Annotated in this window: 23 protein-coding genes, 1 tRNA gene and 9 pseudogenes; 12 read left to right on the top strand and 21 right to left on the bottom strand. The window is 67.9% G+C overall.

The features are described 5' to 3' along the window. Window positions 1–85 precede the first annotated feature (85 nt). From F1643_RS08470 to F1643_RS08445, 7 genes are all read left to right on the top strand, one after another. Window positions 86–985, top strand: coding sequence for a lytic transglycosylase domain-containing protein (locus F1643_RS08470; RefSeq protein ID WP_255542546.1), 900 nt, complete (start codon window positions 86–88; stop codon window positions 983–985). Further along, complete coding sequence (locus F1643_RS22680) at window positions 946–1239, top strand: hypothetical protein (RefSeq protein WP_255542545.1); 294 nt, start codon at window positions 946–948, stop codon at window positions 1237–1239. Before F1643_RS08470 ends, F1643_RS22680 begins: the two co-directional genes overlap by 40 nt. A gap of 169 nt (window positions 1240–1408) precedes the next feature. Further along, complete coding sequence (gene infA, locus F1643_RS08465; RefSeq protein ID WP_012977999.1) at window positions 1409–1627, top strand: translation initiation factor IF-1; 219 nt, start codon at window positions 1409–1411, stop codon at window positions 1625–1627. Between the two features lie 25 nt (window positions 1628–1652). After that, on the top strand, window positions 1653–2282 hold the full coding sequence (locus F1643_RS08460) for a Maf family nucleotide pyrophosphatase (RefSeq protein WP_194912559.1): 630 nt from the start codon (window positions 1653–1655) through the stop codon (window positions 2280–2282). After that, window positions 2279–3517 (top strand): ribonuclease E/G, encoded by a 1239-nt coding sequence (locus F1643_RS08455; RefSeq protein ID WP_194912557.1) that lies wholly within the window; start codon window positions 2279–2281, stop codon window positions 3515–3517. The genes F1643_RS08460 and F1643_RS08455 overlap by 4 nt, the downstream gene beginning before the upstream one ends. Window positions 3518–3547: 30 nt before the next feature. Continuing rightward, entirely contained in the window at window positions 3548–3811 is a 264-nt protein-coding gene (locus tag F1643_RS08450) for a DNA gyrase inhibitor YacG (RefSeq protein ID WP_194912556.1), read from the top strand. A 118-nt stretch (window positions 3812–3929) separates the two neighbouring features. Next, window positions 3930–4005, top strand: a tRNA-Phe gene (locus F1643_RS08445). Between the two features lie 92 nt (window positions 4006–4097). Here the strand turns inward: F1643_RS08445 and F1643_RS08440 are convergent. The 3 genes from F1643_RS08440 to F1643_RS08430 form a co-directional block, all read right to left on the bottom strand. Next, window positions 4098–4862: a DUF3750 domain-containing protein gene (locus F1643_RS08440; RefSeq protein WP_370540526.1), complete on the bottom strand. Its 765-nt coding sequence runs from the start codon at window positions 4860–4862 to the stop codon at window positions 4098–4100. Window positions 4863–4990: 128 nt separating this feature from the next. Next, window positions 4991–5827: a serine O-acetyltransferase gene (gene cysE / locus F1643_RS08435; protein ID WP_370540534.1), complete on the bottom strand. Its 837-nt coding sequence runs from the start codon at window positions 5825–5827 to the stop codon at window positions 4991–4993. A gap of 56 nt (window positions 5828–5883) precedes the next feature. Next, window positions 5884–6879, bottom strand: coding sequence for a helix-turn-helix domain-containing protein (locus F1643_RS08430; RefSeq protein ID WP_194912553.1), 996 nt, complete (start codon window positions 6877–6879; stop codon window positions 5884–5886). 161 nt (window positions 6880–7040) lie between these two features. Here F1643_RS08430 and pobA point away from each other — a divergent pair, with 161 nt between their 5' ends. The 3 genes from pobA (at window position 7041) to F1643_RS21675 (ending at window position 9256) form a co-directional block, all read left to right on the top strand. Then, on the top strand, window positions 7041–8240 hold the full coding sequence (pobA, locus tag F1643_RS08425; protein ID WP_194912551.1) for a 4-hydroxybenzoate 3-monooxygenase: 1200 nt from the start codon (window positions 7041–7043) through the stop codon (window positions 8238–8240). 344 nt (window positions 8241–8584) lie between these two features. Further along, window positions 8585–8995 (top strand): DUF2000 domain-containing protein, encoded by a 411-nt coding sequence (locus F1643_RS08420; protein ID WP_194912549.1) that lies wholly within the window; start codon window positions 8585–8587, stop codon window positions 8993–8995. 9 nt (window positions 8996–9004) lie between these two features. Beyond that, entirely contained in the window at window positions 9005–9256 is a 252-nt protein-coding gene (locus tag F1643_RS21675) for a hypothetical protein (RefSeq protein ID WP_206692405.1), read from the top strand. A 685-nt stretch (window positions 9257–9941) separates the two neighbouring features. On the opposite strand, the gene F1643_RS22675 is transcribed toward F1643_RS21675, so the two are convergent. The 13 genes and pseudogenes from F1643_RS22675 to F1643_RS08370 form a co-directional block, all read right to left on the bottom strand. Continuing rightward, the gene (locus F1643_RS22675) at window positions 9942–10466 is read right to left on the bottom strand and encodes a helix-turn-helix transcriptional regulator (RefSeq protein WP_370540533.1); all 525 of its coding nucleotides are present in this window, start codon (window positions 10464–10466) and stop codon (window positions 9942–9944) included. Beyond that, window positions 10458–10658: pseudogene (locus F1643_RS22670) on the bottom strand (AraC family ligand binding domain-containing protein); the annotation flags it as partial. The pseudogene F1643_RS22670 and the gene F1643_RS22675, both read right to left, overlap by 9 nt. A gap of 317 nt (window positions 10659–10975) precedes the next feature. Next, a complete protein-coding gene (locus tag F1643_RS22665; protein WP_255542556.1) occupies window positions 10976–11353 on the bottom strand; it encodes a helix-turn-helix transcriptional regulator in 378 nt (125 codons plus the stop codon). A 72-nt stretch (window positions 11354–11425) separates the two neighbouring features. Continuing rightward, window positions 11426–11880: pseudogene (locus F1643_RS22660) on the bottom strand (AraC family transcriptional regulator); the annotation flags it as partial. A gap of 217 nt (window positions 11881–12097) precedes the next feature. Continuing rightward, window positions 12098–12932: pseudogene (locus tag F1643_RS08400) on the bottom strand (ABC transporter ATP-binding protein). After that, window positions 12920–13671, bottom strand: a pseudogene (locus F1643_RS08395) (ABC transporter permease). Before F1643_RS08395 ends, F1643_RS08400 begins: the two co-directional pseudogenes overlap by 13 nt. A 31-nt stretch (window positions 13672–13702) precedes the next feature. After that, on the bottom strand, window positions 13703–14116 hold the full coding sequence (locus F1643_RS22655; RefSeq protein ID WP_370540525.1) for an ABC transporter substrate-binding protein: 414 nt from the start codon (window positions 14114–14116) through the stop codon (window positions 13703–13705). After that, complete coding sequence (locus F1643_RS22650; protein ID WP_255542543.1) at window positions 14113–14742, bottom strand: ABC transporter substrate-binding protein; 630 nt, start codon at window positions 14740–14742, stop codon at window positions 14113–14115. Before F1643_RS22650 ends, F1643_RS22655 begins: the two co-directional genes overlap by 4 nt. A gap of 210 nt (window positions 14743–14952) precedes the next feature. Then, window positions 14953–15150 (bottom strand): DUF1330 domain-containing protein, encoded by a 198-nt coding sequence (locus tag F1643_RS08385; RefSeq protein ID WP_255542542.1) that lies wholly within the window; start codon window positions 15148–15150, stop codon window positions 14953–14955. Between the two features lie 4 nt (window positions 15151–15154). Next, window positions 15155–15241, bottom strand: a pseudogene (locus tag F1643_RS22645) (DUF1330 domain-containing protein); the annotation flags it as partial. Window positions 15242–15353: 112 nt separating this feature from the next. Beyond that, window positions 15354–16753: pseudogene (locus F1643_RS08380) on the bottom strand (NAD(P)(+) transhydrogenase (Re/Si-specific) subunit beta). 4 nt (window positions 16754–16757) lie between these two features. Then, window positions 16758–17175, bottom strand: a pseudogene (locus F1643_RS08375) (proton-translocating transhydrogenase family protein). A 26-nt stretch (window positions 17176–17201) separates the two neighbouring features. Continuing rightward, window positions 17202–18349: pseudogene (locus tag F1643_RS08370) on the bottom strand (Re/Si-specific NAD(P)(+) transhydrogenase subunit alpha). Window positions 18350–18734: 385 nt separating this feature from the next. Between F1643_RS08370 and F1643_RS08365 the strand changes: the two are divergent. Further along, a complete protein-coding gene (locus tag F1643_RS08365; RefSeq protein WP_012973951.1) occupies window positions 18735–18983 on the top strand; it encodes a DUF2312 domain-containing protein in 249 nt (82 codons plus the stop codon). Window positions 18984–19005: 22 nt separating this feature from the next. Here the strand turns inward: F1643_RS08365 and F1643_RS24595 are convergent, their stop codons facing one another. The 4 genes and pseudogenes from F1643_RS24595 to F1643_RS08355 all read right to left on the bottom strand — a co-directional run bounded on the left by F1643_RS24595 (window position 19006) and on the right by F1643_RS08355 (window position 21567). After that, window positions 19006–19137 carry a hypothetical protein gene (locus tag F1643_RS24595; protein ID WP_370540536.1) on the bottom strand — a complete coding sequence of 44 codons (132 nt, stop codon included), beginning with the start codon at window positions 19135–19137 and terminating at the stop codon, window positions 19006–19008. Continuing rightward, the gene (locus F1643_RS24590) at window positions 19092–20078 is read right to left on the bottom strand and encodes an ATP-binding cassette domain-containing protein (RefSeq protein WP_370540524.1); all 987 of its coding nucleotides are present in this window, start codon (window positions 20076–20078) and stop codon (window positions 19092–19094) included. Before F1643_RS24590 ends, F1643_RS24595 begins: the two co-directional genes overlap by 46 nt. Before the next feature lie 61 nt (window positions 20079–20139). Continuing rightward, window positions 20140–20472: pseudogene (locus F1643_RS24585) on the bottom strand (ATP-binding cassette domain-containing protein); the annotation flags it as partial. Between the two features lie 108 nt (window positions 20473–20580). Next, window positions 20581–21567 (bottom strand): BMP family protein, encoded by a 987-nt coding sequence (locus F1643_RS08355; RefSeq protein ID WP_194912546.1) that lies wholly within the window; start codon window positions 21565–21567, stop codon window positions 20581–20583. Window positions 21568–21837: 270 nt separating this feature from the next. Here F1643_RS08355 and F1643_RS08350 point away from each other — a divergent pair, with 270 nt between their 5' ends. Next, complete coding sequence (locus F1643_RS08350) at window positions 21838–22470, top strand: LysE family translocator (RefSeq protein WP_370540523.1); 633 nt, start codon at window positions 21838–21840, stop codon at window positions 22468–22470. A gap of 19 nt (window positions 22471–22489) precedes the next feature. On the opposite strand, the gene F1643_RS22640 is transcribed toward F1643_RS08350, so the two are convergent. Beyond that, window positions 22490–23860, bottom strand: a complete 1371-nt coding sequence (locus F1643_RS22640) for a DUF308 domain-containing protein (protein ID WP_255542540.1) — start codon at window positions 23858–23860, stop codon at window positions 22490–22492. Between the last annotated feature and the right edge of the window lie 62 nt (window positions 23861–23922).

Below are 23922 nucleotides of genomic sequence, written 5' to 3'. Positions count from 1 at the left end.
TCCTGACCGCGCTCACGCTCCCGATGCGCGGCCGGACGGGCCTCGACCCCGGCAGGCTCTGCCGGCCTGCAGCGAAGTGTGTGCCATGAAGGTTGCGCAGCCCCCTCTCGCCCCCGTTCCGGAGCGCAAGCCCGACGCCCTTCCGCCGCCGGCCGATGGTGCCGGCGCCGAGCGGTCCTTCCGCGACTCGCTGGCCCAGACCTCGCAAAGCCGTTCGGGGAGCGTTCCGGTGGGTCGGCTCGCCAACGGCCAGAAGGCGCCGCCCCTGCCCGTGGGCAAGCCGGCGGCCCCGGTCCTGCTGGAGGACGGCACCCAGGTTCCCCTTCCCGCAGCGAAGCCGGTGACACCCATCCGGCTGGCCGACGGCACGGCCGTGCCGGTGCCCGCCGCCAAACCCGCGGCACCCGTCCTGCTGGCCGCCGAGGCCGGCCCGGCGACCGCGGGGCCGCCGCGCGCGCCGCTGCCCGGGCTTAAGCCGGCTGTTCCGGCTCCGGTGCCAAGCTCCGCCAAGGTGGCGGATGCCGTGGAGGCGATGACCTCCGACAACCCGACCGCCGCGCGGGTGCTGGTCGCCTCGCAGCAGGTCGCCGGCCTGTCCGGCCACAGCTTCACCGCCATCCTGGCCCAGGCCACCCAGGAAAGCGGGCTGGATGCCGGTGCCAAGAACAGCCGCAGTTCCGCCGCCGGGCCGTTCCAGTTCCTGGACTCCACCTGGCTCGACCTGTTCCGCCGCCATGGCGCCGCCTATGGGCAGGGCGAACTCGCCTCGCACATCCAGGTCCGCAACGGCGTGTCCAGCGTCAAGGACCCGGCGATCCGCCGCCAGATCCTGGACCTGCGCCACGATGTCGACCTGTCGGCCGGCATGGCCGCCCGTTATCTGGCCGAGGGCGCGACGCGCTGGAGAAGCGGCTGGGCCGCCGGGCCAGCGAATCGGAGAGCCGCATGGCCTATGTTCTGGGCTCCGGCGGGGCGGCGAAGCTGATTCGCGCCGCCGAATCGACTCCCGGCGCCGTCGCCGCCGACCTGCTGCCCAGTGCCGCGAAGGCGAATCACAACCTGTTTCACGACCGGTCCAGCGGCCGCGCGCTGACCGCGGCGGAAACCGTGAGCCGCCTGACGCGGCGCATGGAGATCGACCAGCGCGAGATGTTCGCGGCCATCGGCCAGGCGCTGGAACGGCCGCGCCGCCTGGACGAGGGCAGCGCATCGCCGCTCAACCCCCATCAGTCGGTCTGACCGGAGGACCAGCGGAACCGGTGCCGGAGGGCCGTCCGCCCCGCAACGCGGGGCTGCCCCGCGCGGCTGGGCTGCGGCCGAACGCATCGGCAGTGGGAATCCCACTTGACCCGGCGGCTTTGGAAGGTCAGTTATTGCCGCGAAACTATTAGGACGGACATAAGGGCCTATGGCAAAGGAAGATCTGATCGAGTTTTCCGGGACCGTCGTCGAATTGCTTCCGAACGCGATGTTCCGGGTGAAGCTCGACAACGATCACGAGGTTCTCGCGCACACCTCGGGCAAGATGCGTAAGAACCGGATTCGCGTCCTGGCTGGCGACCGCGTCAATGTGGAAATGACGCCGTACGACCTGACCAAGGGCCGCATCACCTTCCGGTTCAAGTAGCATTCTTGCTGCATCGCGGTTCCCCGTGACGATCCCGTCCAAGGCGCCCCGGTTGGTTCTGGCTTCGGCCTCGCCCCGCCGGCTCGACCTTTTGCGCCAGATCGGCATCGTGCCCGACGCGGTCGATCCCGCCGATCTCGACGAAGCGCCGCTGCGCGACGAACTCCCGCCCCAGCACGCCTTGCGGCTGGCGGCGGAGAAGGCGTCGTGCGTCGCCGCGCGCCATCCCGATTCGTGGATTCTCGCCGCCGACACCGTGGTCGCCTGCGGCCGGCGCATCCTGCCCAAGGCCGATCGGGAGGAGGAGGCGCGACGCTGCCTGTCCCTGCTGTCCGGCCGGCGGCACCGGGTGCTGGGCGGCATCGTGCTGCTGGTCCCCGACGCAAGCGGAGAGGGCCACCGCAGGATCGACCGGCTGGTCCGCACCGACGTCACCTTCAAGGTGCTCGACCGGACGGAAACCGACGCCTACATCGCGTCCGGCGAATGGAAGGGCAAGGCCGGCGGCTATGCCATCCAGGGCCGGGCGGGTGCGCTGGTGCGCTGGATCGGCGGCTCCTACAGCAATGTCGTCGGGCTATCGCTCCACGAGGTCGCCGGCATGCTGCACGGCGCCGGCTTCCCGCCCGCTCCCCCTGCCCCGCCTGAACAATGAGCCGGCTTGAGCTGCTGGTCGACCGCGACGGTCCGCTGACGCGGGCGGCGGTGCTGGCCGATGGCCGCCTGACCGACCTGCACATCGACCATGCCGACCGCCCGTCGCTGCTGGGCGCCGTCATCCTCGGACGGGTGGAGCGAATCGCCGCCGGCCTGAACGGCGCCTTCATCGATCTTGGCGGCGGCCTGTCCGGCCTGCTGCCGGCCGCCGACGTGCGCCGCCCCGTCCTCGACGACGACTCCCCCCAATCGCGCTCCCATCCCCGTCCGGGGTCGAAGCCGTCCGCCATCGGCGCGCTGCTGCGCACCGGCCAGCCGGTGGTGGTGCAGGTGAAGGCCGACGCCGCGGGGGCCAAGGGTCCGTCGCTGACGATGGACATCACCCTGCCCGGCCGTTTCCTGGTGCATGCGCCGCTCGGCCGCGACATCGCGGTGTCGAAGCGCCTGGGCACCGGCCCGGAGCGCGCGGCGCTCGCCCGCCGAATCGAGGGGCTGGTAACCGGCGCCGGCTGGATCGTCCGCGCCGGCGCCGCCCAGGTGTCCGACAACCTGCTGGCCGCCGAATCGGAGGCGCTGCACCTGCAATGGCGCGCCATCCGCGACGACGCCCGCGCCGGTTCCACCCCCCGCCTGCTTCATGCCGGCCCCGATGCCCCCACCCGCGCCCTGATCGAGCAGGGCGCCGCGGCCCCCGATTCCATCATTGTCGACGACCCGGCCCCGGCCGGCGCCATCGCCATCGGCGAGGGTCCGCTGCTGTCGGCCTTGCGCGGCTGGTGCGACCGCCACGCCCCCGACCTGCTGCCGCGGCTGGCGGCCCACAAGGCGTCCCAGCGCCTGTTCGACCTGCGCGACCTCGACTCTGCGATCGCGGAGCTTCTGGACGTCCGGGTGCCGCTGCCGCTCGGCGGTTCGCTGGTGATCGAGCGGACGGAGGCGCTGACGGTGGTGGACGTCAATGCCGGGGAGCGCGGCAACCCGGTGGACGTCAACATCGACGCCGCAGCGGAGATCGCCCGCCAGCTTCGCCTGCGCAACGTCGGCGGCATCGTGGTGGTGGATTTCGTCAACATGCGCGGCCGCGGCGATGCGGAGCGCGTGCTGGCCGCCCTGTCGCATGCGGTGGAAAGCGACCCGGTGCAGACCCAAGTGTATGGCATGTCGAAGCTGGGCCTGGTCGAGCTGACCCGCGCCCGCCGCGGCACGCCGCTGGCCGCTCTGCTGCGTTCCTAGCCGCTTACAGTCCGTTACGGAGGCTTCCCCTTGTCCGACTCCCGATTTCCCGGCGCCGAGCAGCGCCCCCATTCCCATGCGCCTTCCCACGCCGGCGCCAAGGTGGGGCCCATCGGCGAGAAAGGCACCCAGTGCCCGATCTGCGGCCGCCCGACCGAACCGGCCACCCGCCCCTTCTGTTCCAAGCGCTGTGCCGACATCGACCTGTCGCGCTGGCTGGGCGAGGGCTACCGCATCCCGGGCTCGGAATCCCCGGTTCCACCCCGCGATTCCGGCGCTGACGACGAGCCGTAAGTGGGTCGAAGATTTTTGTGAATTTTTCTCTGGACAGCCCGTCCGAACCTCTCTAAAAAGCGCCCCACACGACGCGCCGCACCGACCGAAACGGTCACCCACCAAGCGGCGCCGAGATGCCCAGGTAGCTCAGTTGGTAGAGCAGGGGACTGAAAATCCCCGTGTCGGCGGTTCGACTCCGTCCCTGGGCACCATCCTTCCTTCGAAGTTCAAGGTCAGGATGGTGTGTACCGGTCAAACCAACTGACCGACTTCTTCCTCCTCATAGTTTGTTTCTTCGGCTCCTTTAATCCGATCCGGAATCGAACCACCCTACCCGCCCAAGTCCCGGCAGTTTCACTGCAAGGTCCAGCGGGTCGATGCCGATGGTCAGGCCCAGCAGGTTGATCTCCAGCCCCTCCTCCAGCGCCAGCAGCAGGCCGGCGATGCCGAACAGGCTGACCTGCCAGCCGGTGCCGCTCGGCGCCCGTGCGAACAGGCCGCGGCCCAGATAATCCTTGCCCAGTGCGGTGGACGGCAGGTCGAGCCGCAGTTCCGGCACGGCGCGGCCGACCCAGGCGGCGAAGGTGTTGCTGTTCGGGCCGGGCCAGACCCGGTACTCGCCGGCAAAGGGATAGCTGGCGGCGGCAGCGGCGATCTTGGGGATCGCGGCCTCGGCGTCCGCACCGCGCAGTTCCGTCAGCAGGGCAGGCTGGGCTCCGAACCAGCGGCCATCGGGATCGCGGTTGCTGACGGCCACCACCGGCAGGCCACGATAAGCGCGCCAGCCGATCACTTCATAGACGGTGTAGCTGCGGGCGCCGGCCGGCTTCACGGCGAACCAGGGATGCACGCCGAAGGCGCCGCGCCAGGACAGAACGCGTGCGGCATAGACCTGCACCACCGCCTCCGGCGTCGTCGCCGCGTCGGGGGCGAGGCCCACCGGGCTGCGGTCGATGCGGCTCCAGTCGACGGCCGTCGGTACGGCTCCGGACGCAATCAGAAAGGCCGGCCCGGCGAGCAGCAGGACCAGTGTCAACAGAAATGCCAGCAGCACCTTCAAGACCCTCACGCCCTGCCCTCGCGCGCGCTCCACGCCCATCTTCCATGTAGTCACCCGGACAACGGATTTCCGGTGACAGCGGAGAGACAGTGCAAAGAACGGGGCATGGAACACGGCCGATTCAGGCCGCAGGTCGGTCAGATGCTGTAGTCGCCCTGCTGCAGGCTCTGGTCCATGGTCAGCGCCGGGGCCGGCTCGTCGCGGCACCAGCCGACGACCTTGGCGGGCACGCCGGCCACGGTCGCGCAGCCGGGGACGTCCTTCAGCACGACGCTGCCGGCGCCGACCTTGGCGTGGGCACCGATGGTGATGTTGCCCAGCACCTTGGCCCCGGCCGACAGCAGCACGCCGTCGCGGACCTTGGGGTGGCGGTCGCCATGCTCCTTGCCGGTGCCGCCCAGCGTGACGTTCTGCAGGATCGAGACGTCGTTGCCGATCACCGCGGTCTCGCCGATCACCACGCCGGTGCCGTGGTCGATGAAGACGCCGCGCCCGACCGGGACCGCCGGGTGGATGTCGACGGCGAAGGCCTCCGATACGCGGCTCTGCAGGAAGTGGGCAAGGTCGTGGCGCCGGCGCTTCCACAGCCAGTTGGCGACGCGGTGCCATTGCAGGGCGTGGAAGCCCTTGAAATAGAGGAAGGGCGTCAGGCAACCGTCGGCGGCAGGGTCGCGCGCCAGGATGGCGGCGAGGTCGGCGGCGGCGGCATCGACGATGGCCGGATCGGACTCCATGGCGTCGCGCACCAGGGCGGCCAGCCGGTCCTCCGGCATGGCGCGGTCGGCCAGCTTGCGCACCAGCAGCGCCGCCAGCGCCGGGCCGAAGCCGTCGCGCGCCAGCACCGCGTCATACAGGAAAGGGGCGAGGCCGCTTTCCTCATCCGCAACGCGGGCGGCATCGGCGCGCAGGCGGCGCCACAGCGACTGTTCGACCGACTCCGCCGCCTCCCGGATCGTCACGTCCAGGCTGTCCATCGCCATCACCCCTTCCCGCAGGGCGTGCCCAGCCGCCCCACCAAATCCGAAGGATGCTACTGTGGTGAGGCGCCCCCGGTCCGGTCAAGGCCGTTGCCGTCAAGGCTGCCTCCCGCTGTGCCGTTGGCCATATGCCCGTCCTTTGCGTGCGCCCGCCGGAAGGCCTGCGGCGACCGCCCCTCGCGCTTGGTGAAGAAGCGGGAGAAATAGGCCGGATCCTCGAAACCCAGGGCATAGCCGATCTCCGCCATGCCGTGGCTGGTGTAGATCAGCGACCGCCGGGCCTCCAGCATCAGCCGGGCATGGACCAGCTGCAGGGTCGACAGGCCGGTGACGCGGCGGCAGGCGGCACTCAGCCGGCCCGGCGTGACCCCCAGGGCCACGGCATAGCGCTCCACCGGCCAATGCCGGCTGAACCGCTCGTCGATCATCGGCCGCAGCCGGGCGAGCAGCCGGACGTCGGCGGACTGCCCCTGCCCGTCGCGAGCCCCATCGTCGCGCCGGCCGGCCCTCAGCCGCGCCACGGCGACCAGCAGCAGCATCACATGGGCGGCAATCGCGCTGGCCCGGCCGGCATGGTGGGCGCGGAACTCCCGCCGGATGGCGGCGAAGGCATGGGACAGCGCCGCCGCCTCGTCCGAACCCTCGCCCAAATCCCAGGCCAGCGGCAGGGGCGGGGCGTCGCGCAGCTCCGCCTCCGGCGCGGCGGCAAGCACGCCGGCCAGGAATCCCTCCGACATGGTCAGCACATGGCCATCGGTGCCGGGATCGAAGCGGAAGCCGTGCACCACCTGCGGCGGCACGACGATGAGGGCGGGGGCGCGAAAGGCGGTGTCCACCCCATCTGCAGTCAGCCGCCCGCCGCCGCCGGTGACCAGCAGCGCGTGGCTCAGCCCGTCATGGCGGTGGGGCCGGACCTCCCAATTGTACAAGCGCATCCGTTCCGGGATCGTCTCGATATGGACGAAGCGCAGCTCCGGGACGGCCGGCGGTTCGCCGTAGAGCCAATAGCGGGGAATGGGTTCGGCGCTGTGGGCATGCTGGGCGGACATCGCACGGGCTCCGGCGGCCTGACGATGAAAAGTACAAGCCTTTCGCCGGTTCGTCCATGTCCGGCCCTCCGCCTGCGGGAATAGCATGAGCACTAATAATTGGCGCACACAACAATCTGCGGAATCGCGCCGGACCCGGCTTCCCGAAGAGGGCGAGAGACATGCAAACCACCGGAGCGACCCGCACGCAGGTCGCCATCGTCGGCGCCGGCCCGGCCGGCCTGTTCCTGTCCCATCTGCTGCACCGCCAGGGCATCGAGTCGGTGATCCTGGAGCATCGCAGCCGCGAGGAAATCGAGGGCACAATCCGCGCCGGCGTGCTGGAGCAGTGGGTTGTCGACCTGATGAACGACATGGGCCTGGGCGGCCGCATGATGCGGGAGGGCCATTTCCATTCCGGCATCACCCTGCGCTTCGACCGCCGCAGCCACCACATCGACATGGCGGAGCTGACCGGCGGCAAGCGCGTCACCGTCTATGCCCAGCACGAGGTGATCCGCGACCTCGTCTCCGCCCGGCTGGAGGATGGCGGCAGCATCCTGTTCGGCGTGTCCGACGTACAGTTCCTCGACCTCGACGGCAAGGCGCCGCGCGTCCGGTTCCGCCGCGGCCCCGACGCCCCGGTGGAGGAGTTGCGTTGCGACTTCGTCGCCGGCTGCGACGGCTTCCACGGGCCGAGCCGGCAGGCGATCCCCGCCGCCGCGCGCACCGAATACCAGATGATCTATCCCTTCGGCTGGCTCGGCATCCTGACGGAAGCGCCGCCGTCGCACCGTGAGCTGATCTACGCCAACCACGAGCGCGGCTTCGCCCTGCTCAGCACCCGCTCGCCGGAGGTGCAGCGGCTCTACATCCAGGTCGATCCCAAGGACGACATCGCCAACTGGTCCGACGACCGCATCTGGTCGGAACTGCACCGCCGGCTGGAGGACGAGAGCGGCTGGACCCTGAAGGAAGGGCCGATCTTCCAGAAGGGCATCATCGCCATGCGCAGCTTCGTCCGCGATCCGATGCAGCACGGCCGCCTGTTCATCGCCGGCGACGCCGCCCACATCGTGCCGCCCACCGGCGCCAAGGGCCTGAACCTGGCGGTCGCCGACGTGCTGGTGCTGTCCCGCGCCATGACCGCCTACTACAAGTCCGGCAGCAGCGAGGGGCTGGAGCGCTACAGCGCCACCTGTCTGCGCCGCATCTGGAAGGCGGAACGCTTCTCCTGGTACATGACCACCATGCTGCACCGGAACGAGCAGGAGTCGCCCTTCGAGCAGCGCGTGCATCTGGCGGAGCTGGACTATCTCGTCCACTCCCGCGCCGCGATGACGGCGCTGGCGGAGAATTACGTGGGGCTGCCGACGGAGTGAGGGGGAACTGCGGCTGCCCCCTCCCTAACCCTCCCCCACCTACGGTGGGAGAGGGGACTGCCGCCGCTTCGCAAGGCACCCTCTCCCGCGATCGGACCGGCCTTCGGCCGGCCGAGAGCGGGGAGGGTTGGGGTGGGGGCAAAGCCGCTTGGCGCCGAGCGGCATCTTCCTGGCCGACAAGAACGACCGCAATGAGCAGATCTACGTTGTCAACGCGGCGGTCGAGGTCGGCCTCTGAACGGCCGGCCTCTCCCCGCCCTGGGGTAATTTCCTTCAATACCGGCCCCCGCCCGACCCGCGACAGTCCACCGGCCTGACCTTGCTTCAACAAAGGAAAGCCGGACGTGACACGCTGCGCCTTCATCATCGACCATGCCCTGCCGCCGGGGCTGATCGCCAACACCGCCGCCGCCCTGTCGATGACGCTGGGGAAGGATCGGCCCGAACTGGTGGGTTGCGACCTGCGCGATGCCGACGGCATCGGCCATCCCGGCATCACCACCATCGTCATGCCGATCCTGGTTTCCGATGCCGACGGCCTGCGCGCCCTGCGCCGGCAGGCGGTGGAACGGGAAGCCGACGGGCTCCGCGTCATCGGCATGACCGACGTCGCCCAGCGCGCCAAGAGCTACGACGACTACAGCCGGCGCCTCGCCGCCACCCGGCAGGAGGAGTTGCGCTATCTCGGCCTCTGCCTGCATGGACCGGCGGCGCTGGTGCGCTCGCTGACCGGCTCGCTGCCGCTGCTGAAATAGGGCGGGACGATGACGACGCTCTACCTGTCGATGGCCGGCTTCGCGCTGGCCGCCTCGATCTCTCCCGGCCAGCGCGCCACCCTTCGGCATGTAGCCGACGCGACGCTCGGATTCATCCTGCTGCTGGTGCAGCCCAAGTTCAGTCTAGCGGAGCCGTTGCAGGGCTGGCCCGCTGCCGCGTCGCTCACCCGCTGGGCGGGTGCGGCCTTTCAGCCGTGGATGGGCTGGAAACTGTGGAGTGGAATAGCGAACTTCATTTAGTTCGGTTGCTTTGATAAAAATAGTTTGATTAGCGCAACTGCATCCTGTACGTGTTTTAATTCCAATTATATGCTATTATAAGGAGAAAAAATGAAACACTTATCAACCTCTCTGATGTACTTAATATTTGGTCATGCATTAATATTACTTTTCGGAATCGAAGATGCAGTCTTATTTGGTTATGAATTTAGCCAATATCCGATCGTAATATTTCTTGGTGTTGTTTTGTTAATATCCATTATAATTAGCTATATCACAAACAACCCTAAGATTGCTGGATACGGATGCCTCGCACAAGTTGCATTTCTAATTATTGTCGTAATATTTGGATTAATCAGTGGCGCGTATATGGAAATATACGAAAACACCTCTCCTGATAAATATCCATATTTTCTTAGCAGCTTAAAAAAATTCGCTAGCAACTATATTTATAATTCCATATTGGGTTAAATTGACATTTGCTTTACTTGACGACGAAAGCGCAAAATAAGCTAGAAATTGGAATTTCGTTTTGCTTGAATTGGAATGTACATATTGCCGAACGCCCACCAGAAGAAACCGTTCGAATGTCCATGCCCCTAGATTCGGGTACAGGTAGCCCTGTCGGATTGCTAGGCTACACGGAAACACAGCTCCACGCGGTTTTCGCATAACCGGGCAATCTGACTTTCTGTTGCGCTGCTACTCAGCCCCCGTCAACCGCGCCATGGCCGCCTTGGTGACGGTAAGCGCCATTCATATCGGCAGCGCCGCCTGACCGCCGCCCCACCGCAATCGTCGCCTTCACCCCCCGGCGCATGTACTGGCCCGGGGTGGCGGCGACATGCCGCTTGAAGGCGCGCTGGAAATGGGCCTGGTCGGCGAATCCGGCGTCCAGCGCGACCTCCACGATCGGCCGGCCGCGCTGCAGCTCACGCTTGCCGAACTGGATGCGGCGATTGATCTGGTAGGCGTGCGGAGTCAGCCCGTAGCGCGCCTTGAAGGACCGCACCAGATATGAGGGCGACAATCTGCAGGCCGCAGCGATGTCGGCCAGCCGCAAGGGCTGCGTGCAATGGGCGGAGATGAAGTCGGCGGCCCGTTCCAGCGCCGCATGCTCGCCGCCGCCCGCCCCCTCGGCAGGCGTTCCGCCCAGCGCCCGCCGCAGACCGGCGAAGAAGGACCGCACCGCCTCCTCCCTCCCGGCGCTGCCGGTGGCCGGATCGAACAGCAGCCCGAACAGCCGGCCCGGCCGGCCGGCCAGTTCCGAGTCGCGGCACACCGCCGGGGCGAAGGGCCGGAACCGCTCCTCCCCCTCCACCGCCGCCAGCCATGCCGCATCGGCATACAGCATGCGGTAGGACCAGGACTGCCCGCCATGCGGGTTGCAGACATGCGCCTCGTCCGGATTCATCAGCACGACGGTTCCGGCGGAAAATGCGGTGGCAGTCGCTGCCGATGCGGAATTCGCTGACGCCGCCGCTCACCAGCCCGATGGAGAAGGTCGGGTGGCTGTGCCAGCCATAGCAGACCCCGTGCCCGTCCTCGATGCTCCGCGCCTCCAGATGCGGAAGGGCCGGGTCACGCCAGAAGCGGTGAAGGTTCGTCGATGCGCGCGCCATATCCCGCCTGTCCCGCCCAGGGTCCCTTCCGCTTGGAAATGTCCTGGCACCGATCTTATGACAGGTGGATCGCATCCGCCACCGGCACGGGCCGGGATGCGGAGGCCGGCAGGTCCGCTCAGCCCCGCCCTTCGCGCATCCTCGCCGGCGACACGCCGAACCAGCGGCGGAAGGCCCGGCTGAAGGCACTGACCTCCGAATAGCCCAGCAGCGCGCCGATGTCGGCGACCTGGACATGGCGCTGCCAGATGTAGACCGCGGCCAGATCGCGCCGCACCCCCTCCACCAGATCGGAGAAGCTCAGCCCCTCGTCGGCCAGCCGGCGCTGCAGGGTCCAGCGGGCGATGCCGATCCGGTCGGCGATGTCCTCGACATAGGGCGGACCTTCGGGCAGCCGCGCCCGCACCTCCGCCTTCACGCGGTCGAGCAGCGGCGGCGTGCCGGTGCCGCGGGCGATGTCGATCAGCGTGCCGCACAGCCCGGTCAGCCGCGCCATGTCGCCGCCGGGCATGCGGCGGTCGAGATGGCGGTCGCGCAGCAGGATGGCGTTGGTGCGCTGGCCGAAATGGGCGGGCGCGTCGAACAGCGCCTCGTGCTGGCGCCAACCCTCCGGCTTGGGATGCTCGAAATGCACCTCTTCCGGCATCCACTGCGGACCGAGGCAGGCGCGCACCACATTGGCGAACATGCCCATGGTCAGTTCGGCGTCCTGCCGCCGCTCGACGATGCAGCCGTCGAGGATACGGTATTCCAGCCGCAGCAACTCGCCCTCGCGGACGAAGCGGGTCTCCGTCGCCTGCTGGTGGAAGGGAACAGCCGGGCGAGATGGTCCAGCGCCGCCCCCAGCGTCGGGGCGGCCAGCGCGATGGAACCGATCAGCCCCAGCATCTCCGGCTGGAACTGGCGGCCGAACATCAGGCCGAAATTGTCGTTGCCGGTCTCCGCCGCCGCCACTTCCATCATCGCCACATAGGCGCGGAGATCGAGCGCCAGCGTCGGCTCGCCGAGCGCCCGCTCCTCCACGCCCGCGCGGTGGAACACCCGGTCGGGGACAGCCGCCCTGCGCGGCGATGAAGCCGGACACCCCGCAAGCCGCGGCGGCCAGGATGTTGTTCTGCACAGTTCCTGTGCGCTCCCCGCCAAGCTGGTCGGCGGTGTGCCCAAAAGACGGTCGGTGCGGTCCCATGACACAGCCCCTCGCAGCAGGTTTGCCGCAACGCAGCAAACATCATGCCGGAGTTCAGGCTGCCAGAGACTGTTCGTGTAGGAAATTGTACGATGGAGCTATGATCGCCGGCCTTATCCGATCAGATGCTGTAATTGTCGCGATCTCCGACCGCAGCTGCTCCACCTGATCGCGGAACACCGAGCCGTCGCGGCCGGCGCTGTTGCGCACGTCGCGCACCACCCGCGCCGGGGTGCCGCCCAGCACGATGATGCGGTCGGCCAGATGCACCGCCTCTTCCAGGTCGTGGGTGACGAACAGCACGGTCTTGCCGGTCTCCTGGTGGATGCGGCGCAGCTCGTCCTGAAGGTTGTGGCGGGTGATGGCGTCCCAGCGCGCCGAAGGGCTCGTCCATCAGCAGGATGTCCGGGTCCACCGCCATGGCGCGGGCGATGCCGATGCGCTGGCGCTGGCCGCCCGACAACTCGTAGGGCCAGCGGCGGGCATAGCCGTCGAGCCGGACCAGCTTCAGCGCGGCCTCCGCCCGTTGACGGCGCTCGTCGCGGCTGACCGGCAGGCCCTCCAGCCCGAACTCCACGTTGCGGATCACCCGCCGCCAGGGCAGCAGGCGGGAATCCTGGAACACCAGCCCGACCGGGCGGTGGCCGGGACGCTTGTCCTGGTGGATGGTGACGCCGCCGCTGCGCGCGGTGTGCAGACCGGCGACGACGCGCAGCAGCGTGGACTTGCCGACGCCCGACGGGCCGACGATGGCGACGAAGCTGCCGCGCTCGACCGACAGGTTGACGTCGACCAGCACCGGCGGCGCGTCGCTGCCGTAACCGATGGACACGTCCTCCAGGTCGATGACCGACGCGGCGGTGGTCTTCGAGAGGGTCACCGCTGCCATGAGAGCACCCGCGACTGAACTTGCATGAACAGGAAATCCGACACGCCGTAGAGCAGCGCGATGGTGACCATGTAGAGCACGACGATGTGGGTCGCCAGCAGGCCCGACGCCTCCATCATCCGCATGCCGAGGCCGGAGATGCCGAACAGCTCCGCCGCGACCACGGTCATCCAGCCCTGCCCAGCCCGGCGCGCAGGCCGGACAGGATGCCCGGCAGGGCGCCGGGCAGGATGATCTTGAACAGCCGCGGGATCAGCCCGCCCTGGCCGAAGGCATAGCCCAGCTCGATCAGGTCCTTGTCCACCCCGCGCACCGCGGCATAGCTGGCGTAGTAATTGATCCAGAACACCGTCAGCGCGATCAGGAAGGACGCCGCGGCCTCGCTGACGCCGAACCAGATGATGGCGAAAGGGATCCAGGCGATGGCGGGAATCGGGCGCAGCATGCGCACGACCCAGGCCTGGAAGGCGTCCCACTTGCCCCACAACGCCGCCGCCGTGCCGAAGGACACGCCGAGGAAGGTGCCCAGCGACAGCCCGACCAGATAATGCGACAGGCTGGCCATAACCATTTCCTGCCAGGTGCCGCTCTTGAATTCGGTCAGGAAGGCGGCGGGCACGGCGCTCGGCGACGGCAGCAGCCGGGCCGGCACGACGCCGCTGCGCGCCACCGCTTCCCACGCCAGCAGGAAGACGACGACGCCCAGCGCCGACAGGGCGATCTTGTTGGTGGTCTTCATCGGCTTTCCGATATCCCCAGGCGCGCCGCGGTTACTTGGCGACGGCGTCGTAGAAGCTGAAATCGAAGGCCTCGGCCACCGGAACGGTCTCGCTGGCCGAGCCGATCTCCTTGGTGTAGGCCATCATCTTCTCCACCGCCGGCACGACCTTGTGCGGATCGGCGACGAACTTGGAACCCGGACCCTTGAAGGCCGCTTCCAGCGTCGCCGGCTCCATCAGGCCCTTGCCGAGATAGTTGTTCACCAGCTTCGCCGAGGCGGCCGGATCCTTGGCGATCATGTCGACGGCGCGGACATGGGCCTTGACCAGCGCCTTGATGGCATCGGGGTTCTTCTTCAGCACCTCGGCGCGGGCGGCGACCACGGTGCCGGGCTGGTCCGGGAACATCTGGGCGCCGGTGGCGAGCAGGGCGACGTTCGGGTCCATCTGCTGGGTGACGGTCACCGTCGGCTCGCGATGGTGGCGGCGTCGAGCGCGCCGGCCAGCAGGGCCTGCTGCGTCTTCTCGATGCCCATCGGCACCAGTTCGACATCGGCCGGATCGACCTTCACCACCTTGAACAGCCAGTGCTTCAGCACGGTGTCGGGGACGGAGCCCGGCGGCTGGGTGCCGATCTTCGGCTTGCGGCCGGAGTCGGCGGCGAATTTCTTGAAGGATTCGGCGGTCGGGTTGGCGCCCATCGCCTTGGCAAAGGGACCGCGGGCGGCCACCACCATCTCCTCCACCGCCGAGTTGGCGATGACCGAGATGTCGGCGCCCTTGGTTCGGGCGACCAGCACCGGGGCGACACCGGCATAGAGCAGGTCGATCTGCCCGGCGGCCATCGCCTGGATGGCGTGCGGGCCGGATTCGAAACGGGTCAGCTTCAGCTGGATTCCCGCCTCCTTGGCCCAGCCCTGCCCGTCGACGATGAACAGCGGCGACGCGGCCAGGATCGGGATGTAGCCGATTTCCAGCTTCACCGGATCGGCGGCGCGCGCGGTGCCGGGCATGACGGCGACGGCCGACGCGGCAGCCGACGCGAGGGCAACGAGGGCGGCAAGGGTGGAGCGACGGGTCAGGCGGAGCATCGGATCATCCTCGACTGGGGTTCCGACGCTATTTAGCACGATTGCGCGTTAGAGGAAGAGTGATTTTCACACATCGTCGCACGGGAATTTGCGATAGCACATGTTTTTTGTGTCATACATGGTGCGTGACCAGCGGGAAAGCGTGGAAGCCTTTCAGGGAATCGCCTCCGCGCTGCCGCTCCGAACGGATTCCGCCGGTCCTCCGGCGCGTTACAGCCCCTCCACCACGATCATCTTGAAGTCGGCGGCATTGCGCCGGGCCTCGCGCGCCTTGCGGTATTCCGGACTGTGGTAGAAGGCCTTGGCCGTCGCCATGTCCGGGAATTCCAGGATGACGATGCGGTTTGGGCTGCCAATCGCCTTCCAGCACCGCCGTCTCGCCGCCGCGGCTGAGGAAACGTCCGCCATTCCCGGCGATCGCATCGGGGGTCAGCGACTTGTAGACCTCATAGGCGACCGGGTCGGTCACGCGCACGTCGGCGATGATGTAGGCGGCCATGGCTTCCGGATCCTCTCTCGTCTTTTTTCGGCCCAAAGAAAAGGGCGCGGGAAGCTTCGCCCCCGCGCCCTTTCCGGTCAATCGGTTCCGGTCAACCGCAGATGGATGCCGATCAGGCTTCCATCGCCTTCACCACCTCTTCGGTGACCTTCTTGGCGTCGCCGAACAGCATCATGGTGTTGGGGCGGAAGAACAGCTCGTTCTCGACGCCGGCGTACCCCGCCGCCATGCCGCGCTTGATGAAGAACACCGTCTTGGCCTTTTCCACGTCCAGGATCGGCATGCCGTAGATGGCGCTCGTCGGATCGGTCTTGGCCGCCGGGTTGGTCACGTCGTTGGCGCCGATGACGAAGGCCACATCCGCCGTGCCGAAGTCGCGGTTGATGTCCTCCAACTCGAACACTTCGTCGTAGGGCACGTTGGCTTCGGCCAGCAGCACGTTCATGTGGCCCGGGCATGCGGCCCGCCACCGGGTGGATGGCGTACTTCACGTCCACGCCCTCATGCTTCAGCGCGTCGGACATTTCGCGCAGGGCATGCTGCGCCTGCGCCACCGCCATGCCGTAGCCGGGCACCACGATCACCGACTGGGCGTTCTTCATGATGTAGGCGGCGTCCTCGGCCGAACCGGCTTTGACCGAGCCTTGCGGACCGGCCCCGGCCCCGCCCGGCAGCCCCGGCCGCCTCGCCGCCGAAGCCGCCGAGGATGACGTTGAAGATCGAGCGGTTCATGCCCTTGCACATGATGTAGGACAGGATCGCGCCCGAGGAGCCGACCAGCGCGCCGGTGATGATCAGCAGGTTGTTCTGCAGGGTGAAGCCGATGCCGCAGGCCGCCCAGCCCGAATAGCTGTTCAGCATCGAGATGACCACCGGCATGTCGGCACCGCCGATCGGCAGGATCAGCAGGAAGCCCAGCGCCAGCGCCACCAGCACGATCAGCCACATCGCCGCCGACGAGTTCGACTGAACCAGCCAGATGATCAGGATGACGGTCAGCACGCCCAGCGCCGCGTTCAGCGGGTGCTGCATCGGGAAGACCAGCGGCTTGCCGGTGACGAGACCCTGCAGCTTGGCGAAGGCGACCAGCGAGCCGGTGAAGGTGATGGCGCCGATGGCGGTGCCGAGCGCCATCTCGACCAGCGAGCCCTTGGCGATGGCGCCGGCCACGCCGATGCCGTAGGCCTCCGGCGAGTAGAAGGCGGCGAGCGCCACGAAGACGGCGGCGAGGCCGACCAGCGAGTGGAAGGCGGCGACCAGCTGCGGCAGCGCCGTCATCTCGATCTTCTTGGCCACCACATAGCCGATGGCGCCGCCGATGGCGATGCCGAGCACGATCATCCAATAGGACTGGACGATGGGGGAGGCCAGTGTGGTCAGGATGGCGATGGTCATGCCGACCATGCCGTAGATGTTGCCCTGGCGCGAGGTCTCCGGGCTGGACAGCCCGCGCAGCGCCATGACGAAGCAGATGGAGGCGACGAGATAGAGAAGGGCCGACAAGGTTTCCATGGTCTTACTTGCCCTTCTTCTTGAACATGGAGAGCATGCGCTGGGTCACGAGGAAGCCGCCGAAGATGTTGACGCTTGCCAGGATGACGGCGAGGAAGCCCAGGACCTTCGAAAAACCGAAGCCTGCAGGACCGGCGGCGATCAGCGCGCCGACGATGATGACCGAGGACACGGCGTTGGTGACGGCCATCAGCGGCGAGTGCAGGGCCGGGGTGACGCGCCAGACGACGTAGTAGCCGACGAAGCAGGCCAGCACGAGCACCGTCAGGCCGGTGACGAAGAAGTCGCCGTGGGCCGGCGGCCTCGGTGACGGGCTGCGCCGTGTGGGCAACCTGGGCGGCCAGCTGGTCGGCCTGCTGGCTCAGCGCCGCCAGATTCGCCTTGAGCTCGGCAATACGGGCGGACAGTTGGGTCTGGTCCATTGCGGTAAGTCTCCTCTGGCGCCCGGTCAGCCGGCGAAGGCAGGATGCACGATGGCGCCGTCGCGGGTCAGCGCGATGGCCTTGACGATCTCGTCGTCCCAGTTGACGGCCACGCCGGTGTCCTTGCCGTGCAGCGACGTCAGCAGCGCCAGCAGGTTCTTGGCGTAGAGCAGCGACGCGGACTCGGCGATGCGGCTGGCGTAGTTGGCGTGGCCGACGATCTTCACGCCGTTGGCCGTGGTCACCACCTCGCCCAGCTTGGCGCCCTCGACGTTGCCGCCCTGCTCCACCGCCAGATCGACGATCACCGAGCCCGGCTTCATCGACGCCACATGCTCCGCCGTCACCAGGATCGGCGCCTTGCGGCCGGGGATCAGCGCCGTGGTGATGACGATGTCCTGCTTCTTGATGTGCTCGGCGACCAGCGCGGCCTGCTGGCGCTTGTAGTCGTCGGACATCTCCTTGGCGTAGCCGCCGGCGGTCTCGGCCTGCTTGAACTCGTCGTTCTCGACCGCGACGAAGCTGCCGCCCAAGGACTGCACCTGCTCCTTCACCGCCGGGCGCACGTCGGTGGCCGAGACGATGGCGCCGAGGCGCTTGGCGGTGGCGATCGCCTGCAGGCCGGCGACGCCCACACCCATGATGAAGGCGCGCGCGGGCGGCACGGTGCCGGCGGCGGTCATCATCATCGGGAAGGCGCGGCCGTACTCGCTGGCGGCATCCACCACGGCCTTGTAGCCGGCGAGGTTGGCCTGCGAGGACAGCACGTCCATGACCTGGGCGCGGGTGATGCGCGGCATGAACTCCATGGCGAAGGCGTTCACGCCGGCATCGGCGTAGGCCTTCACATGGTCGCGGCTGTTGTAGGGGTTGAGGATGGCGAACAGCAGCGCGCCCTTGCGGAGCAGCGCCAACTCATCGACATCGCCTTCCGCGGCGATCAGCGGACGCTGCACCTTCAGCACGATGTCAGCGTCGGCCAGCGCAGAGGCCGCATCGGCGGCGATGGCGGCCCCCGCCGCCTCATAGGCCGCGTCGGGAAGGCTGGAACCGAGGCCGGCCCGCTCTCCACCACCACGTCCAGTCCCAAACCCTTCAGTTTCTTCACCGTCTCCGGTGAGGCGGCCACGCGAAGTTCGCCCGCACGTCGCTCCTTTGGAATGGCGACTTTCATTAGATAAGACTCCCCTGCTCAGATACGCCGATCCCGGCATCCCCCATGGGTCATCGGCCTAGACGACGGGCATACATGCCGCATCGGTGTGACTTTGTGAAGCCGGACCCCTTCGATGGTAATACCAGCCTATACAGTGCATCGCAACAAAGGGAATGGCTGCGTGAGCCTATCGTACGATTGTTTCAGATAATAAGACAAACCAGCCACGGGCTGTTCAAATCCGCGCGGCGGCGCAGGGTGTACGAAGGAACTGCCGCGACGTGATGACGCAGGCGCAGCCCCGCCCCGTCCGGCCGGGCCGCATCGTCGGCTTGCCAATCCCCCCGCCCGCCGATATTGTCCCGCCCCTGTTCCAGACACCCCCATCGTTTGAGGTTTTGCCATGTCCGACGTCGGCGGCATCGCGGCTGATCGCCTGAAGTCCTTCGTCGAGCGCATCGAGCGTCTCGAAGAGGAAAAGCGCGGCCTGCAGGAAGACATCAAGGAAGTCTACGCCGAGGCGAAGGGCACCGGTTTCGACACCAAGATCATCCGTCAGATCATCCGCCTGCGGAAGATGGACAAGGCCGACCGCCAGGAGCAGGAAGCCATCCTGGAGCTGTACAAGGAAGCGCTGGGAATGGTGGAGTAACGACCTGGGAGCTGACGGCCGGTCAGTTGCAGCCGGCCATCATCAGTCCCAGCGTCTTCTCGTCCGCCTCGTCGGGCAGCACCTCGCCGACGATGTGGCCGTCGAACATCACGACGATGCGGTCGGCCAGGGCGCGGATCTCGTCCAGTTCCACCGAGACCAGCAGGATGGCCTTGCCCTGGTCGCGCAGGGCCGCCAGCCGGCGGTGGATGAACTCGATGGCGCCGATGTCGACGCCGCGGGTTGGCTGCCGACCAGAAGCAGGTCGGGATTCCGTTCGATCTCGCGCGCCAGCACGATCTTCTGCTGGTTGCCGCCGGAGAAATTGGCCGCCGCCAGCGAGCCGTCGCGCGGCCGCGTGTCGTAATCCTCCATCTGGCGAGCGCAGTTGGCGGCAATCGCCCCGCGGTCCAGCAACACCCGCCCGTTCCAGGCCGGATCGTCCTGGAACCCCAGGATCGAGCATTCCTCCGCCGAGAAGCCGGTGACGAGCCCGACCTTCTGCCGGTCTTCCGGCACATGGCCGACGCCGAGCCCGCGCAGTGCGCGGGCGTTGAAGCGGCCGGGATGCCCCACCAGTTCCTCCCCCCGCAGCAGGACGGAGCCGCCGGCAATCGGCCGCATGCCGGCCAGTGCCTCCAGCAGTTCGGACTGGCCGTTGCCGGACACCCCGGCAATGCCGACGATCTCGCCCGCCCGCACCGACAGGCCGACGCCCTTCACCCGTTCCACGCCCGACGGATCGCGCACCCGCAGGCCCTCGACCCGCAGCACCTCGGCCCCCGGATTGGCCGGCGTCTTGTCGACGCGCAGCAGAACCTTGCGGCCAACCATCAGTTCGGCCAACTGTTCCCGGCTGGTGTCGCGGGTGGCGACGTTGGCGACCACCTGCCCGCGGCGCATCACCGTGACGTTGTCGGTCAGCTCCATGATTTCCCGGAGCTTGTGGGTGATGATGATGACCGTCTTGCCCTGCTGGCGCAGCGCCCGCAGGATGCGGAACAGATGGTCGGCCTCCTGCGGGGTCAGCACGCCGGTCGGCTCGTCCAGGATCAGGATGTCGGCGCCGCGATAGAGTGCCTTGAGGATCTCCACCCCGCTGCTGGGCGCCGACCGGCAGGTCGCCGACCGGGCTGTCGAGATCGACCTCCAGCCCATAGTCGCGGGCCAGCCGGGTCAGCTCGGCCCGCGCGCGGGCGAGGCCGCCCGACAGGGTCACCCCGCCTTCCGCCCCCAGCAGGACATTCTCCAGCACGCTGAAGGGGTCGACCAGCATGAAGTGCTGATGGACCATGCCGATGCCGGCGGCCAGCGCGTCGCGCGGCGTCCGGATGGCGGCAGGATTGCCGTTCACCCGGATCTCCCCGCCATCGGCGCGCAGATAGCCGTAGACGATGCTCATGATCGTCGACTTGCCGGCGCCGTTCTCGCCGATCACTCCATGGATGGTTCCGGCCGGCACGGACAGCGGACACGTCGCGGTTGGCATGGTTGGTGCCGAACCACTTGTTGATCGCCACCGTTTCCAGGGCGATGCCGGAGCGGGCGGGCGGCGGGATTTCCTGGGTCATCGGCGGGACCAGCCCCAAAGAGTGTATCAGGGCTTGTACGGCTTCACCGCCAGCGAGCCGGCGATGATCTGCGTCTCGGCCTCCTCCAGCTTGGCTTCCATCTCCGGCGTGATCAGCTTGCGGTTATGCTCGTCCAGCGCATAGCCGACGCCGTCCTCCTTCAGGCCGACGACGCGGTGGCCGGCCTTCCAGCTGCCGTCCTTCGCCGACTTCATGCAGTCATGGACGACGACGTCGACCCGCTTGACCATGGAGGTCAGCACCTTGCCGGGATGGACGTGGTTCTGGTTGCTGTCGACGCCGATGGCGAGCTTGCCGGCATCGGACGCCGCCTGCATCACACCCAGCCCGGTGGCGCCCGCCGCGGCGAAGACCACGTCGGCACCGCGCGCGAACTGGCTCTTGGCCAGCTCGGCACCGCGGCCGGGATCGTTCCAGGCGGCCGGGGTGGTGCCGGTCATGTTGACGAACACCTCCGCGCCCGGCGTGACATGCTTCACGCCCTGCTCGTAGCCGGTCAGGAAGTTGCGGATCAGCGGGATGTCCATGCCGCCGATGAAGCCGACCTTGCCGGTCTTCGACGCCAGGGCCGCCGCCATGCCGACCAGGAAGGAGCCCTCCTCCTCCTTGAAGGTCACGGACTGGACGTTGGGCGCCTCCAGCTTGTCGTCGATCAGGCAGAACTTGGTGTTGGGCGACTCCTTCGCCACCTTCTCCACCGCCGCGGTCTGCGAGAAGCCGACGGCGACGATCACCGAGGCGCCGCGGCGGACCAGCGTGCGCAAGGCCTGCTCGCGCTGCCCCTCGTTGGTGACCTCGAACTCGCGATAGGCGGTGCCGGTCTCCTTCTTGAAGCGCTCGGCGCCGTTGTAGGCGGCCTCGTTGAAGGACTTGTCGAACTTGCCGCCCTGGTCGAACACCACGGCCGGCGAGAAGTCCTGCGCCCGCGCCTGGGGGCCGACCGCGGTGATCGCCGTCATCGCCAGCATGGCGGCAAGGATACGCGTCTTCATGTCCCACCCACTCCGGAAAGCCGAAACTTGACCCAAAGGATAACCGCGCCATCATTCCGCACAACAGGGAAAGCGGACGACAAAGCGGAGGATGGGGTGCAGCGAATCGCGGCGCCCCCGGTTGACGACGGGAACGGGGGCGTTTATCACCCCCGCCGATGGTCGTTGCGTCGAACCGGTGGCGGCTTGCCGCGGCAAGCCGGTCACGGGAACGGCCACGGGAATTGGCGACAGGCATTCGGGGGGCGACGCTCGGTGGATGAAGTCTGGGTGCTTTTGCAGGGAATCGTTCTCGGATTCGCCATCGCCGCACCCGTGGGGCCGATCGGTCTTCTGTGCATCCGCCGCACCTTGCAGCACGGCCCCCTGATGGGCTTCTTCACCGGATTCGGCGCCGCGGTGGCCGACACCATCTATGGCGCCATCGCCGCCTTCGGCGTGTCGGCGGCGCTCAGTTTCCTGCGCGGGCACGAAACGGCCTTCCAGCTGATCGGCGGCATCTTCCTGCTGGTGGTGGCGATCCGCACCTTCCGCCAGCAGCCCGACGCGGAAGAGCGGGAGGCGGCCGCCGCCCCCGACACCAAATCCTGGTTCACCGGCTTCATGACCGGCCTGTCGCTGACCCTGACCAACCCGGCGACCATCATGGCTTTCATCGCCATCTTCGCCGGGTTCGGGCTGGGCGGCACGCTGGGCCGGCTGGAGGCCTCGACCCTGGTGCTGGGCGTCTTCATCGGATCGTCGCTGTGGTGGATGACGCTGTCGATGGGCGTCGCCGCCGTCCGCCACCGCATCTCCGACCGCGGGCTGACCATGCTCAACCACTGCACCGGCGTGGCGCTCGGCGTTTTCGGGCTGTGGGCGCTGGGCATGGCCGCGACCGGCATCGTCGGCATGGCCTGACTCCGTCAGCAGCCGGCCATCAGCAACCGGCTTGCGGCGTGACGGTGGGCGCCTCGTCGGCCCCGCCACCCTTGCGCAGCAGATGCAGGTGCTTGGTCAGCCGCCACAGATAGAGCCCGACCAGCACCACCAGCAGCCCGACGGTGAAATAGCCGATCAGCCGGTGGGCGAAAGGCCAGGTGGACAGCATGTAGCCGGTCCAGGCCAGCAGCGCCGTCCACAGGATCGAGCCGATGCCCGAGGCCAGCGTGTAGTTCAGGATCGACATCCTGCATGCCCCGGCCGGGATCGAGATCAGGGTGCGCACCCCCGGCACCGGCTGCGAGAACAGCACGGCGATGCCGCCATGCCTGGCGAACCAGTCGGTGCTCTGCCGCACCTTCTTCGGATTGATGGTCAGCCAGGGTCCGTATTTCTTCAGAAAGGCCTCCAGCCGGTCGCGGCCCATCATCCGGCTGGGCAGGAACCACACCAGCTGCCCGGCCAGAGAGCCGAGTCCGCCGGCGATGGCGACCCCGACCAGCGTGAACTCGCCGGTCGCCGCCCCGATCCCGGCCAGCGGAATCACCGACTCGGCCGGCAGCGGCGGAAAGATCCGCGCGAGCGCCACCAGCAGGAAGATCCCGATATAGTGGAGGTGGTGCATGGTATGCACCAGCCAGTCCGTCAATCCGCCATCCATTCCGTTCCGTCCTCCCCCACCGGTCGATATGACCCGCATCGGGAAAACGGCCGGCTGCGGCAGACGGTTCCCGCCCCCCTCACGCCGCCTTCGCCATCCCGCCGCCGGAGCCGCTGTTTCCTGATGGCAGCGCCGCAGCCGGAAGGCGGTCACCAGCGCCAGCATGCCGAACGCGATCAGATAGGCCGCCACCCCCCAGGCAAGCGCCAGCAGGCCCAGCGCCGGCAGCACCCACATGCTGAGGCCGAACAGGATCGACAGCACACCGGCCACGCCCCAGGCCCATTTGCCGTGGGTGCGGTCCATGCGCCAGGCGCCCATCACCTCGGCGAAGCCGGTGATGACCGACCAGGCGGCGATCAGGAAGACCAGGGCGAACAGGCTGGCGGCCGGCCACAGCGCAGCGACGATGCCGGCGATCAGGCTGACGACGCCCTCCAGGATGAAGGGCAGCGAGCGTTCATGGTGTCGCGAGGCGCGGATTCCGGCCAGGATGGCGAAGACGCCGTCCAGCAGCAGATAGGCGGAGAAGGTCAGCGCCAGCGTGGCCACCGTCACGCCGGGCATCATCAACGCCAGGATCCCCAGCAGGATGGCCGCCGCCCCGCGCAGCGCCAGCGCCCACCAGTTGCGCGCCAGCAGCATGTTCACGCTGTGCAGGCGGCCTGCAGGCTCAAGCGGCGCCCGCTGTGCCGGATCGTAGGACATGAAACGCCTCCCGCTGCCCGTCTTGCGAAATGACAACAGGAGGCGAAGGGTTTTGTTGCCGG

Origin of the sequence: Azospirillum sp. INR13 (assembly GCF_015390205.1) — a bacterium.
Taxonomy (GTDB): domain Bacteria; phylum Pseudomonadota; class Alphaproteobacteria; order Azospirillales; family Azospirillaceae; genus Azospirillum.
The sequence above is the reverse complement of the archived record's forward strand: the minus strand, read 5'-3'. Positions and strand labels throughout refer to the sequence as shown.